Below are 13,493 nucleotides of genomic sequence, written 5' to 3'. Positions count from 1 at the left end.
ATATAGATAGAAAAAGAGGCTGGAATATCCAGCCTCTTTACTTGTCTTAACGACGTTTCTTCAATTTTTTGAGTTTGCGTTGTAAGTCCTTTTCAGCCTTACGTTTAGCTAACTGTTCTGGTGTCATGAAGTCGGTATCGCTCATACCGCCGCCACCCATACCTGGGAAGCCACCGCCGCCTTGTTGGAGTTGGGCCATCATTTTCTTCATACCGCCCATCTTACCATTAGACATTTGGCTCATCATATCGCGTGACTGATTAAACTGTTTAATCATGCGGTTAACATCGGCTAGCGACTGACCACAACCTGCTGCAATCCGTTTACGACGGCTCTGAGAAATAATGTCTGGATTCTCACGTTCGGCTGGTGTCATGGAGAGGACAATGGCCTTAACACGCGCCATATCCTTCTGGTTGACATCCAATTCATCTAGGCCAGGAATCTTGTTAATCCCAGGGATTAACTTAATCAAGTCCTTGAGTGGGCCCATCTTGTTGACTTGGTCCATTTGCTCGATAAAGTCATTAAAGTCAAAGCTATTGGCCTTAATCTTATCAGCCATCTCTTGGGCGCGGGCTTCATCAAACTCCTGTTGAGCTTTCTCAATCAGGGTCATCATGTCCCCCATACCCAGAATCCGGCTAGACATACGGTCTGGGTAGAATGGCTCCAGGGCGTCTAGTTTTTCACCTTGACCGGTGAACTTAATTGGACGGTCGATAATCGAGCGGATAGATAAGGCCGCCCCACCCCGGGTATCCCCATCTAACTTGGTGATAATAACCCCGGTAATATCCAGAGAATCGTTAAATGACTTGGCCACGTTGACGGCATCCTGACCGGTCATGGCATCCACAGTCAGCAGAATTTCGTGTGGGTTAACCGCTGCCTTAATTTGGCGCAACTCTTCCATCAGGGTCTCATCGACGTGCAGACGACCTGCCGTATCGATTAAGACTACGTCATTACCTTGCATGCGGGCTTGAGCCACCGCTTGACGGGCAATTTCTACCGGGCTGACATCTGAACCTAAGCTAAAGACATCAAAACCTAGTTGCTGGCCGATAGTTTGAAGCTGGGCAATGGCAGCTGGACGGTAAATATCGCCTGCCACCAGTAAAGGCCGCTTCTTGCCTTGGGCTTGGACGTATTTGGCCAACTTACCTACGGTTGTTGTCTTCCCGGCCCCTTGGAGACCGGCCATCATAATAATGGTTGGCGGTTGGGTCGCAAAGTTAAGCGGCACCTGTTCGCCACCCATGAGGGCAGTTAATTCTTCGTCAACAATCTTGACTACTTGTTGAGCGGGTGATAAAGAAGCCAAGACATCTGAGCCCAAGGCCCGTTCATTGACTGTCTTAACAAAACTCTTCACCACTTGGAAGTTGACGTCGGCCTCTAAGAGGGCTAGACGAATCTCCCGCATCATCTGTCTTAAGTCTGCTTCGCTAATGGTACCTCCGGCACCAATGCCGCTAATGGCATTCTGCAAGCGTTCGGATAATCCTTCAAACGCCATTGTTTTCCTCCTTCTTGGCTAGGACTGACCTAGCCTCCTCTATTGATTTTATCTTATAAATTGGTCTACTGATCCATAGCCCGTATTTCTGCTAGGAAAGCCTGACCCGCCTCATTGGTATGATTGGCTAGCTGGTCTAGCAAGGCTAGTCTTGCCTCTCGCCGTGCTAAGAGATGGAGCTGATCTTCATAGTGCTCTAAAGTCTGTTCAGCCCGCTTCAAATTATCCCGGACAGCCTGGCGACTAATGTCATAGTGGTCGGCAATTTCAGCCAGGGAAAAATCTTCCTCATAGTAGAGCCCTAGCATGGCTTGTTGCTTGTCAGTCAGAAGCCCGCCGTAAAAACCAAGCAACTGGTTGACTCGCATTACTTTTGCTAAATCCATTAGAGCCGCCTACCCTTCAGGATATTGGATATAGGCTGCCAGGCGATTGGCCAAATCCGTTGAAGTTGCATGTTCTAAGAGCTCCGCCAATTCATGGACTTCCGTCTTAGTATAGCCTAGTTTGTGCTCTAAGAAATATTCCCAGATTTCATGCTTACGCACTAATTCAATGGCTAATTTCTTGCCTTGAGGCGTCAGCATGGCCCCACTATAGGGCTTGTAGGCTACCAAGCCTTCTTGGGCCAATTTAGTAATCATCTCACTCACCGAAGGAGGGGCTACATTGAGACCAGTGGCAATTTCCTTGTTAGAAACATATTGGCCATGACCTGCCTCGTGAATGAACTTAAGGTAGTCTTCTTGACTTTGGCTTTTTTTCATTGCGACACCTCGTCTCCTAATCCTTCTTGTCTTATTCTACCATGTTTCTAGAGTCAAGACAAACTGGATTAGGCCTGCCTAAGTCTTATTGTTATAAAAACAACCTAGTGCCCAAAGAGCACTAGGTTATTTTAACTATCTGCTTGCAAAAATGATAAGAGGTAAGGTTCTAGAATAAAAGCCACACTTACCCCAACTGCCCAGGACAAGGGATAATCGGCTAGGAAGGCAGGGCCAGTTGCCGGCCCAAAGCCAAAGATTAGCAGCTTGAAATAGATGGTCACAACCGCCGCGACTATCGCACAAATCATGGCGTTCGTTGCCAAACGCAAAGGCCAGCCGCTTAATGACAGAGTTGACTTAAGTGGCTTGGTAATCAAGTCAAAAGGAAAGCCCACGCCGACCAAGACACTGATAATAATGGCTTGTGTCGTATCCACGGCCAACTGCCCCCAAGAAAACTGACTATATTTTATTAAAATAGCGGCTGAAATGGCCGTACTAGCAAAGATGGATAAAAGTAGATTATATTGAATGACAAACTTAAAGGAAGATTGTTTTTCCATAGGACCTCCTCAAACAGATAGATTGTTAACATCTTATCCTACCCTAAAAAAATCCCACACGCAAGTAAAGTTTTCCTTAAGATTGCGATAATCCAAATCACAGCGACTTCATCTCCATTACAAAAAGAGGCCAGGCTAACCCAACCTCTCGCTATCTTAATTTTTTACTTCTAGAACATCCTTGACCAAGCTGTACATATAGGCTTCAGCATCAAACTTCTTCAAGTCAGTCGCCTTCTCACCGAGACCAATGTACTTAACTGGAATATCCAATTCATAGCGAATGGAGAGGACTACGCCCCCTTTGGCTGTTCCATCTAACTTAGTCAGCACCAAGCCGGTAATTTCAGTTGCTTCATTGAATTGTTTGGCCTGGATGAGCGCATTTTGCCCGGTTGTCGCGTCCAAAGCTAATAGGACTTCTTGGACCCCATTTGGGTTCTCACGCTCAATAATCCGCTTAATCTTAGCCAATTCTTCCATGAGATTGGCCTTGGTCTGTAAACGACCGGCCGTATCGACTAAGAGATAGTCATAGCCTTCCGCATTGGCTTTCTTAACCGCATCATAGACAACAGCGGCAGGGTCGCCTTGGGCCTTGCCCGTTACCACTGGAATGTCCAGACGCTCGCCCCAGACATTCAGTTGCTCAACAGCACCAGCCCGGAAGGTATCGGCAGCTGCCATGAGGACCTTGTGACCTTCTTGCTTGAGCTGATAACCAATCTTACCGACCGATGTTGTTTTCCCTACCCCATTAACCCCGACAAAGAGGATAACCGTCGGACCATCTGGGTTCTCCTTAAGTGAAACCAGATTTTGGCCGCCTCGCTCATAGACTTGAACCATTTTTTCAAGGAGTACGCGCTTGACATCTTCTGGCTTGTGGACGCCTGTCCGTTCGATTTCATCACGAATGGCATCAGTAATAGCGATAGTCATCGCAAAACCAACGTCCGCCCCGATAAAGGCTTCTTCCAAGTCCTCATAGAACTCCTCGTCCACTTCACGGAAGCTGGTGAAGAGATTGGTCATAATATCAGTGAAGTTGCGACGGGTCTTGGCTGTCCCTTGGTCGTAGGAGTCAATGACTATCTGGTCTTCTTTTTTTACTTCTTCTTCTTTGACAACGGCATCTTCCCCGGTAAAGGCACGCCGTATACGATCAAATAACCCCATGGGTTCACCCCTTTTCTAAGTCTTAGCTGACTTTTGTTTTATACGATAAATTTATGAATAGCGTGAGCTACGCCATCTTCCTCATTGGTCAAGGAGACATATTGGGCGGCTTCCTTGACTTGATCGGTCGCATTGCCCATGGCTACGCCTAGACCTGCTAATTCAATCATGGACAGATCGTTTTCTTGGTCCCCCATGGTCATCATTTCTTGCGGACTAATATCTAAGAGTTCCCCTAATTTAGCTAGGGTATCACCCTTGCTGACGCCTTTTTTCATGACTTCAAGGAAGAAGGAGCGTGACTTGAAGACCGCGTATTGGTCCTTGAAATCCGGATCCAACTTAGGAATTTGAGCATCCAAATGTTCCTGAGTGGTGACAATGACGAATTTATTGAAGGCATGATCTGGATCAAAGGTCCTATAGTCTTGGACCACACTCGGCACATTGGTGACATTTTCCAAGTAGAGGGATGGATAGCCTGCAGGATAGGCAGTCGGCTCATAGAGACAATCGGCATCAATGACATTAATTGGTAAATCCAAATCTTGTGTCACTTGATACCAAGCCAAGACATCTGATGTCCCTAAGGTATTAGAGACTAATACCTGGCCATCCTGAGCCTTTTGGACCATACCACCGTTGAAGGTCACAATGTAATCTTCTGGGTCTACCAAGCCTAAATCAGCTAGGAAATGTTTCATGGCAAAGTAAGGTCGGCCGGTACAGAGCACTACCTTGACCCCCTTGGATTTAGCATAGGCTAGTGCCTGGCGGTTAGCCTGGGATACTTCTTTTTGAGCATTAAGTAAGGTACCATCAAGGTCAATGGCAATTAGCTTAATCATAGCCTTCCTCCTTCTATATATGGGTCTGAGTCTAACACTTAGTCGTAGTTGGCTTCACTCAAACGTACTGAAGCCAACTTGGAGACACCTGATTGCTCCATGGTAACCCCATAGAGCACATCGGCATGTTCCATGGTCCCCTTACGGTGAGTAATGACGATGAACTGCGTATTTTCAGTAAAGTTCTGCAAATATTGGCCATAACGGAAGACGTTGGCATCATCCAAGGCCGCCTCCACTTCGTCCAAGACACAGAAGGGAACAGGACGCGTCTCCAGAATGGCAAACAAGAGCGCAATGGCAGTAAAGGCCCGCTCGCCCCCAGATAGGAGGGCTAGATGCTGCTTACGCTTGCCTGGCGGTTGGGCGATAATGTCAATCCCTGTTGTCAACAAATCACTTGGATCCGTCAATTGCAGGGCGGCTTCCCCACCGGCAAAGAGTTTCTTAAAGATTTTCTGGAATTGTTGGTTGATTTGATGGAAGGCCTCGCTGAATCGCTTGATTACCTCCGCGTCCATCTCATCCATGGTTTCTTGTAATTGTCCCATAGCAGTCAGCAGATCGGTTTCTTGCTCCCGTAAATGAGTATAACGCTCGTCTAAGGCAGCATAATCGTCAATGGCCGCCAAGTTAATGGGACCTAAATTGTCAATTTGACGCTTAATCTGCTTAACTTGTTGGCTAACTTGACTAGCATCTTCTAGCTGACTAGCTTCTGTTTTGGCTGCTTCATAGGTCAGTTGATATTCTTGACTTAAATAATCCAAGTGAGAATCAATCAGGGATTCATTTTTCTCAATCTGAGCCTGTGCTCGCGCTTCATCCTTATAAAGTTGTTGAAGCTGACCTTGGAGTTGGCGATCTTCTTGTTCATGAGCCCGATAGGTCTCGTTGAGAACCCGCCGCGCTTCTCGTAATGCTGTAAGTTCCGCCTGTTGCGCCTGAGCCGTGGCCTCTAAGTCCGCTAATTGCTCTAGCAAATCAGCCGATTGACGCTCTAATTCAGCTAAATCGGCAGAATTCTGGTCTGCCAGATTCTCATACTGCATAAGGAAATTCTGACGTTCCTCTAATTGACTCTTAGCTGTCGCCAGATCATGTCGCAACTGCCGCACTTCTACTTGCTTAACGGCTTCTTGAGTCCGGTAATGGGATAGCGAGGCATCTAGAACTTGTAGTTGCTGTTGGCGATCCTCTTCACTCAAGTTCAATTGTTGTAAATCCTGACTGAGACGGGCAATGGCTGCTTGGGCTGCCACTAAGTCTTCCTGAGCTTGCGCATAGTGGGCTTCCGCATTGGCAATCGTCTGGCTAAGCTGGCTGACTTCGTCTTGGGCAATTAATTGATGTTGGGATTGATGCTTGACCTGGCTCGCTAAGTGGCCTAAGCCTTCTTGGGCTTGTTGAAAGGCTAAATCCGCCTGACTCATGCTAAGTCGAGCGGCTTCCACCTGCCCCTGCAAGTCTTGAATTTGCACTTGAAAAGCTTGCCACTCAGCTTCCGCCTGAGCTCGGTCCTTGATGACTTGCGCCATGTCGGCCTTGGCTGCTTCATACTCTTGGTTACGAGCTAACATGGAGCTAGTTTGTTGCTTCTGGCGTCCACCTGTGATGGAACCACCCGGCATGAGGACTTCTCCATCCAGGGTGACAATCTTGACCTGATGCTTAAGGGCTTTGGCAAGGCTTTGGGCCGCTTCAATGCGGTCACAGACCAAAGTAGTCCCTAACAAATTGGCCACAATGATCTGATTGGCTGGGTCAAACTCTACTAAATCAGAAGCTAGGCCAATAAAACCAGCTGTCTGGCTAGCTGTTTGGATTTGCCCAGCGCCTAGATGGCGGGCCTTCATGCTGGCACGAGGCAGGAAGGTAGCACGCCCTGCTTGGGCTTGCTTGAGGTAGGCAATGGCCGCTCGGGCAGCCGCATCATCTGTGACTACTACGTGTTGGACGCTAGCACCTAGGGCAGTATCAATGGCTACTTGGTAGTCAGCCGGTACCTTAATCAGGTCCGCCACTGTGCCTTCAATTCCCTGCAATTGCTTTTTACGCTTCATAATGGCTTTGACGCCTGCGTAATAACCCGCATAGTCTGCTTGCAGCTGGGCCAAGGATTGAACCTTAGCATCCAGCATCTGGCTTTGGCGCTCAAATTGGAAGAGCTTGGCCTGCAAGGCCTCACGCTGGCTATTGCCTTGACGTAACTGCTCATTGAGCGTCTGAAAGGCTTGACGGGCACTGACTTGAGCCTCACGACTGCTCTCGTAGCGTTCCTGTGCCTCCAGGTATTGACTCTCCAAGTCTCCTTGATCCGCCTGGGCTTGAGCAGCCTGAGCTTGATAGTGAGCCAGACGTGCTTGGGCTTGTTGCTTAATTTGTTCTTGGTGAGCCAACTGGTTCTTAGCACTGGCTTCAGCCTGATAGGCATCAATTAAGTCTGCCCGCAGGCGCTCAGCCTGATCTTCTGACAAACCCGCAAGACTGGCACGCTCGGATTCCAGCTTGGCCAGGTGTTGCTTAATTTCTGCCATTTCCAACTGAACCTTGCCTTCTTCTTCCTTCAAGGCTGATAGGCGCTCAGTTAGAGCTTGAGCCTCTGCTTGATGTTGTTGGTAGCTCAGCTGCTTCTCCTGTAAATTGGAGGTATTAAACTGGATTTGTTGATCCAGCATTTGTTGTTTGGCCCTAGTCTGCTCAATGACTTGAACCTGGGCTTGATTGCGTTCTGATGCTTGGTCGATTTGTTGGATATAATCCTCTAAGCTGGCTTGTTCTTGCTCCAGTTGGGTGGTTAAGGCCTCTAACTGGGCAGTTACTTGAGCTAATTCTTGGCTAACGGCCTGATTCTTAGCCTTGGCCGCTTGCCAGGCATCACGATATTGTTCAACCTGATAGACATAGAGAGAAATCTCCAATTGCTTGAGGGCTTCCTTCTGTTCCAAATAAAGCAAGGCTGCTTCTTGTTGTTGCTTGAGCGGCTTGAGTTGGAGCTCTAACTCATGAATAATGTCCCGTACCCGGCTTAGGTGATCGCTGGATTTGCTGAGTTTGCGCTCAGCTTCTTGCTTACGGAATTGATACTTCTGGACCCCTGCCGCCTCCTCAAAAATAGAACGGCGTTCTTCCGGCTTATTGAGGAAGATGGACTCCACCTTACCTTGGGAGATCATGGCAAAGCTGTTCTTACCTAAACCAGAGTCTAGGAGTAAGTCGACGATGTCCTTGAGGCGGACCGCTTCATTATTAATGAAGTACTGGGATTCCCCATTACGGTTATAGGAACGCGTAATGGAAATTTCGCTAAAATCATAGTCCAAGTAACGGTCTTCGTTATTGAGGACCAGGGTGACTTTAGCTAGGTTGACCGCCTTACGGGCTTGGGTCCCGTTAAAGATGACGTCCTCCATCTTATTGCCCCGTAAGCTCTTAGCGGATTGTTCCCCTAAGACCCAACGGATAGCTTCCGAGAGGTTAGACTTGCCCGACCCATTAGGGCCAACGACCGCCGTCATCCCGCGGTCAAATTCAATGACAGTCTTATCGGCAAAAGACTTAAAACCTGTCATTTCAATACGTGCTAAATACAAGGCTTAACCTCCCTTTCTAATAGTTGAATCTGGCGCCTTGAGACTGCCAGTCTTTGGATCTACGGATGCCATGCCCTGTTCAGCCGCCTGCATTTCGGCTTGCTTCTTGCTAGATCCCTGTCCAGTGGCAATGAGTTGGTCGTTGACATAGAGCTCTACGGTAAAAATTTGGTCGTGGGCAGGACCCTGCTTATCTTTGAGGCGATAGTCAATCTGAACCGCTCCTTGCTTTTGAACTCGCTCTTGGAAGAGGGTCTTGTGGTCTTGTGTTACTCTGCCAAGCAAGAGTTGGTGTTGACTGAACATAACCCGGTTGAGATAGTCTTTGGCGACCTCTATGCCTTGATCTTCATAGATTGCGCCGAGAACCGCTTCGAAGCAGTCAGCTAGAATCGAGTCACGCTCCCGACCACCGCTCGACTCTTCCCCCTTACCTAATTGGAGGAAGTGGTTGAACTTAAGTTGTCGGGCTAGGTAGGCCAAACTCTTCTCTTGTACGATTTGAGCTCTCATACGAGTTAATTTGCCTTCGGGTAAGTTTGGATAGCTGTGATAGAGAAATTCACTGGATAGCAGTTCTAAAACGGCATCTCCCAAAAATTCCAAGCGCTCATAATGCGGCAAATGGCGTCTGGCTTGTTCATTTGCATAGGATGTATGGCGAAAGGCTTGTTGAATTAATTCCGGCTTATTAAAAGTCAGATTCAACTGCTTTTCTATTACACGAATGGTCCGATTCATAGCCATTCACCTCCTCTCTTTCATCCTATCTATTTTATCACGTTTGACCCCCTTTTGACAAAGGGAAGTCGAGCTATAATCTAAAACTATAAGGTCTAATAGTTATTTAACATAGGCTATTCGCTCATATTGCCTTGAAAAGGCTTGAAAATAGGAGTAAACTGTTACAGTATCTTATAATTAATTATTTGTGGAGGAATATAAATGAATCATTCCGTACTGCGTAAAGCAGCGATTTTAGGCTTGGCTGCCTTTACCTTGGCAGGGACCATCAGCCCTGCAGTTAATGCGCAAGTTGCGCTTGAGACAAGCGTCGACAACGAAGGGACCCCTATTCAAGGTGGCACTTTGAAAATTGCGGAGGTTGCTGGCGAACCATTTGCTGGCGCCTTCAGCTCTCTAGTCGCTGACCAAGCGACTGACTTAAGCGTCGTAGGCTACATCAACACTGGGCTCTTTGAATATGACGAAAACCTTCAAATCAAGGATACCGGTTTAGCAAGTGCCAAACTAGATCCAGAGAACAAGAAAGTGACCATCACCATTCGTAAAGACCAAAAATGGTCAGATGGCCAACCCCTTACCATTGATGACGTCATCGCGCCTTACTACATTGTCGCTCACAAGGACTACACTGGGATTCGTTACGGAGAAGATTTCAAGAACGTAGTCGGGATCGAAGACTACCACGAAGGCAAGACGGATACTATTTCAGGTCTTAAGAAAATTGACGACTATACCTTAGAAATCAGCTATCAAACCTTCTCAGCTTCTATGAAGCAAGTTGGGGGCGGGATTTCTCCATATGTAGAACCTAAACATATTTATGACAAGATTGCCGTTAAGGATATTGCCGATAGCGACCAAGTACGCGTAAATCCAGTCGGTATGGGCCCATTCCGCGTCAAATCCATCACACCAGGTGAAGCCATTGTCTTAGAAGCCAACGAATACTACTTCAAGGGCAAACCAAAAGTTGACGGTGCTGTCATTGAGGTGGTCAACCCATCTACCGCCGTAGCTGAAATGAAGGCTGGTAACTATGACCTGGCTGAATTGCCAACTGATGCTTACGACACCTTTAAAGATGCCACCAACTTCAAGACCATTGGGACAGTTGAAAACACCTATTCCTACATTGGCTTCAAGTTTGGTAGCTGGAACAAGGAGAAGGAAGAAGTTGAGATGGACACTAGCAAGGTCATCCAACAAAAGGCTTTACGACAAGCCATGGCTTACGCCTTCGATGCAGATGCTGTAGGTCAACGCTTCTTTAGCGGCCTCCGCTTCCGTGCCAACACCTTGATTCCTTCCCTCTTCAAGAGCGTGCACGCTTCAGATCTTCCTGGCTTTACTTATGACCCAGAAAAATCTAAACAAATCTTAGCTGATGCGGGCTTTGTCGACAAAGATGGCGACGGCTTCGTAGAAGATCCTAACGGTAAGCCATTCACCCTCAAATTCTTAGCTCGTAGCTCTAGCGATATTGCTGAACCACTCTGGTCCTACTTCGTTGAGTCTTGGAAGCAAGTAGGGATTAATGTCGAATTGTTAGACGGTCGTCTCTATGACTTTAACTCCTATGCTGAAATGCTTCGTGGCGATGACCAATCCTTTGATGTCTTCGAAGGAGCTTGGGGTACCGGCGGTGACCCAAATCCAACTGGTTTCTATAGTAAGAAAGCACCATTTAACTACGAACGTTGGGCTGACGACAAGAACGAAGAATTGCTAGAAGCCCTCTCTTCTGACAAGGCCTTCGATGAAGCCTACCGTAAGGAAGCCTTCCACGCATGGCAAGCTTACACCAACGAAGAACTTCCTGCTATTCCTTACCTCTACCGTTACGGTATCCGTTCTGTCAACAACCGTGTTAAACACTATGATGTTGCTAACGGCACAAGCTTCGGGATCGAGCAGTTAGAATTAACGGCTGACGAACCAATCAAATAATTGGGCTACTGCCCTAGGCTAGGATTACCTCATGTAATCCTAGCCTATTATTTTTTCAAGCAAAAAAGATGCAAGACTGTAAAGTTCTTGCATCTTTTTGTGTCTTATTCTTTGACAGGTTGATCAGCAGTCAATTCTACTTCTTCCCATTCAGTCCCAGAACCTAGGGTAATATCATAATGCTTAACCCGGTTGTTAATTGAAACAAGGGTATGACGGTAGAGCGTTGGGATAACAGGCGCTTCATCGATTACGTATTTTTGCCATTCATCGTAGGCTTTCTTACGGGCTGCATCTTCGAAGGCTGCATCAGAGTTAATAGCTGCTAAGAGCTTATCGTTTTCGTCAGTTGCCCAACGCATCATGTTGAACTGGTTGTCGCGACCAAATTGAGTAGATGGGTTTGGATCGCCCCCTACCCCCATGGCAGCTTGGAAGACATCAATATCTGCGTCCTTATCTAGGAGATCGTAGAAGGTGTTGAACTCAAGCAAACGACCTTCATAGAGTTCAACGTTCACCCCAATTTGTTTCCAAGCATCAACATAGTATTGTGCAATTGGTTCAGCTACATCAGAACCTGACATAGAAGCGAAGGTCAGCTTGAAGCTATTACCCTTAGGATCTTCCACGAAGCCATCGCCATCTTTGTCGACAAAGCCGGCATCAGCCAAGATCTGTTTAGCCTTCTCTGGTTGGTAGGTATAACCTTCGATGCTACCATCGTTGTAGCTTGCGAACATGGATGGAATTGGAGAGTTTGCCCGCACCCGTAAGCCTTCGTAGAAACGTTGGCCAATGGCATCATTATCAATGGCGTAACCCATGGCTTGACGGAGCGCTTTATTGGACACTGGCTTGCTGTCATCTGGTTGTACTTGCTCTTTTTCCTTATTCCAAGTCCCAACGTGGAAACCAATGTAGCTGTAGACGTTTGTCAAACGACCTAAGGTCTTGAAGTTGCTTGCATCCTTATAGGTGTTGTAAGCATCCTCTGGTAATGACGCATAGTCATAGTTACCTGCCTTCATTTCTGACACAGCCGTTGAGGCGTTGACCACATCGACTTGTAGGCCTGCTAATTTAGGCTTGCCTTTGTAGTAGTTGTCATTCCGTTCGAAGACAACAGACTCACCTGGGGTAATGGATTTAACCTTGAAAGGCCCAAAGCCAACTGGATTTGTCCGAACTTGTTCGCTATCTTCAAGATCCTTGACTGGTGTTTTCTCTAAGATGTGCTTAGGTTCGACGTAGGAGGATACCCCACCACCTGCTTGGAGCATGGAAGCTGAGAATTCCTTATAGCTAATCTCTAAGGTGTAATCATCTATCTTCTTAAGACCAGAGATGGTGTCAGACTTACCTTCATGGTATTCTTCCATCCCAACCACGTTCTTGAAGTCAGAACCATAACGGATACCGGTATAGTCCTTGTGCCCTACTACATAGTAAGGGTAGATGACGTCTTCAATGGTGAGGGGCTGGCCATCTGTCCAGGTCACCCCTTCCGGAATCTTGATGGTGACTTTCTTGTTAGCTTGGTCAAAGGTCAACTTAGCCAAACCAGAATCGTCAATCTTATAGTCGCCATCAGAACCATAGAGGCCTGGGTTGAAGAACTCAGTAATTCTCATGTCATTAGACTTTTCAGCGTAAAGACTGCTGAGTGCGCCAGAGAAGGGATCCCCAACTAAGGCATATTTGAATACTCCACCCTCAATGGCTGTTCCTTCGTTAGAAACAGATAAGGGCAAATCGCCTTCAGCCACAGCTGTCACTGAAGGCACCATAATGGCGCCGACAGAAAAGGCCGTAGCCATGAGGGTAAGACTTTTTCTCAAAGTTTTGTTCATGTTTTTCTCCTCCAAACATAGGTGTCATTTGATTATTGAGTTTACTATACTCCTTTTCATATTGAAAAGCAATAGTTTTTTCACCATTTTTTAATTTTTGTATCATATTCCGATGCTTTTAGCCATTAAAAGGCCACTCAACACTCAGAATTACTAGGCCATCATCCCCAGAAATGACAAAAAAGGCTGGGATAATCCCAGCCTCTTGTGCGTTCTTAGACGCCTATTCCTTGATTGGTGAATCGGCCGTTAATTCTACTTGGTTCCAGTCGAAGTCAACCCCTGGAGTTGCATCATAGTGCTTAATCCGGTTGTTAAAGGATGTTAACTGGTAACGATAGAGAGTTGGCACCATTGGGACTTCATCCATGATGAAGTCTTGCCATTTCTTGAAGGCTTCCTTACGGTAATCCGCGTCAAAGGAAGCATCAGAGCGGATGTCTTTGAGTAAGCTATCATTTTGATCACTAG

The 13,493-nt window shown here is 47.0% G+C and carries 10 protein-coding genes and 1 pseudogene; 1 reads left to right on the top strand and 10 read right to left on the bottom strand.

What is annotated here, in order from left to right:
* Positions 1-46: 46 nt before the first annotated feature.
* The 8 genes from ffh to rnc form a co-directional block, all read right to left on the bottom strand.
* Positions 47-1,522 carry a signal recognition particle protein gene (ffh, locus tag Q0339_RS02125; RefSeq protein WP_298077131.1) on the bottom strand — a complete coding sequence of 492 codons (1,476 nt, stop codon included), beginning with the start codon at positions 1,520-1,522 and terminating at the stop codon, positions 47-49.
* 65 nt (positions 1,523-1,587) lie between these two features.
* Positions 1,588-1,908: a YlxM family DNA-binding protein gene (ylxM, locus tag Q0339_RS02120; RefSeq protein WP_298077130.1), complete on the bottom strand. Its 321-nt coding sequence runs from the start codon at positions 1,906-1,908 to the stop codon at positions 1,588-1,590.
* 9 nt (positions 1,909-1,917) lie between these two features.
* Entirely contained in the window at positions 1,918-2,289 is a 372-nt protein-coding gene (locus Q0339_RS02115; protein WP_070755488.1) for a metal-dependent transcriptional regulator, read from the bottom strand.
* A gap of 131 nt (positions 2,290-2,420) precedes the next feature.
* Positions 2,421-2,855 carry a hypothetical protein gene (locus Q0339_RS02110; RefSeq protein WP_070755487.1) on the bottom strand — a complete coding sequence of 145 codons (435 nt, stop codon included), beginning with the start codon at positions 2,853-2,855 and terminating at the stop codon, positions 2,421-2,423.
* 156 nt (positions 2,856-3,011) lie between these two features.
* A complete protein-coding gene (ftsY, locus tag Q0339_RS02105) occupies positions 3,012-4,034 on the bottom strand; it encodes a signal recognition particle-docking protein FtsY (protein WP_070755486.1) in 1,023 nt (340 codons plus the stop codon).
* A gap of 38 nt (positions 4,035-4,072) precedes the next feature.
* Positions 4,073-4,882, bottom strand: a complete 810-nt coding sequence (locus Q0339_RS02100) for a Cof-type HAD-IIB family hydrolase (RefSeq protein ID WP_298077128.1) — start codon at positions 4,880-4,882, stop codon at positions 4,073-4,075.
* Positions 4,883-4,920: 38 nt separating this feature from the next.
* Positions 4,921-8,475 carry a chromosome segregation protein SMC gene (gene smc, locus Q0339_RS02095; protein WP_298077127.1) on the bottom strand — a complete coding sequence of 1,185 codons (3,555 nt, stop codon included), beginning with the start codon at positions 8,473-8,475 and terminating at the stop codon, positions 4,921-4,923.
* 3 nt (positions 8,476-8,478) lie between these two features.
* On the bottom strand, positions 8,479-9,216 hold the full coding sequence (rnc, locus tag Q0339_RS02090; RefSeq protein ID WP_298077126.1) for a ribonuclease III: 738 nt from the start codon (positions 9,214-9,216) through the stop codon (positions 8,479-8,481).
* A gap of 204 nt (positions 9,217-9,420) precedes the next feature.
* Between rnc and Q0339_RS02085 the strand changes: the two genes are divergently transcribed.
* The gene (locus Q0339_RS02085; RefSeq protein ID WP_298077124.1) at positions 9,421-11,169 is read left to right on the top strand and encodes an oligopeptide ABC transporter substrate-binding protein; all 1,749 of its coding nucleotides are present in this window, start codon (positions 9,421-9,423) and stop codon (positions 11,167-11,169) included.
* Positions 11,170-11,273: 104 nt separating this feature from the next.
* On the opposite strand, the gene Q0339_RS02080 is transcribed toward Q0339_RS02085, so the two are convergent.
* The gene (locus Q0339_RS02080; RefSeq protein ID WP_298077122.1) at positions 11,274-13,022 is read right to left on the bottom strand and encodes an oligopeptide ABC transporter substrate-binding protein; all 1,749 of its coding nucleotides are present in this window, start codon (positions 13,020-13,022) and stop codon (positions 11,274-11,276) included.
* A 223-nt stretch (positions 13,023-13,245) separates the two neighbouring features.
* Positions 13,246-13,493 (bottom strand): annotated as a pseudogene (locus Q0339_RS02075) (oligopeptide ABC transporter substrate-binding protein); the annotation flags it as partial.

This window comes from uncultured Abiotrophia sp. (assembly GCF_938010525.1).
Lineage (GTDB): Bacteria > Bacillota > Bacilli > Lactobacillales > Aerococcaceae > Abiotrophia.
Note: the sequence above shows the minus strand (reverse complement) of the source record. Positions and strands in the feature narration are given on the sequence as shown.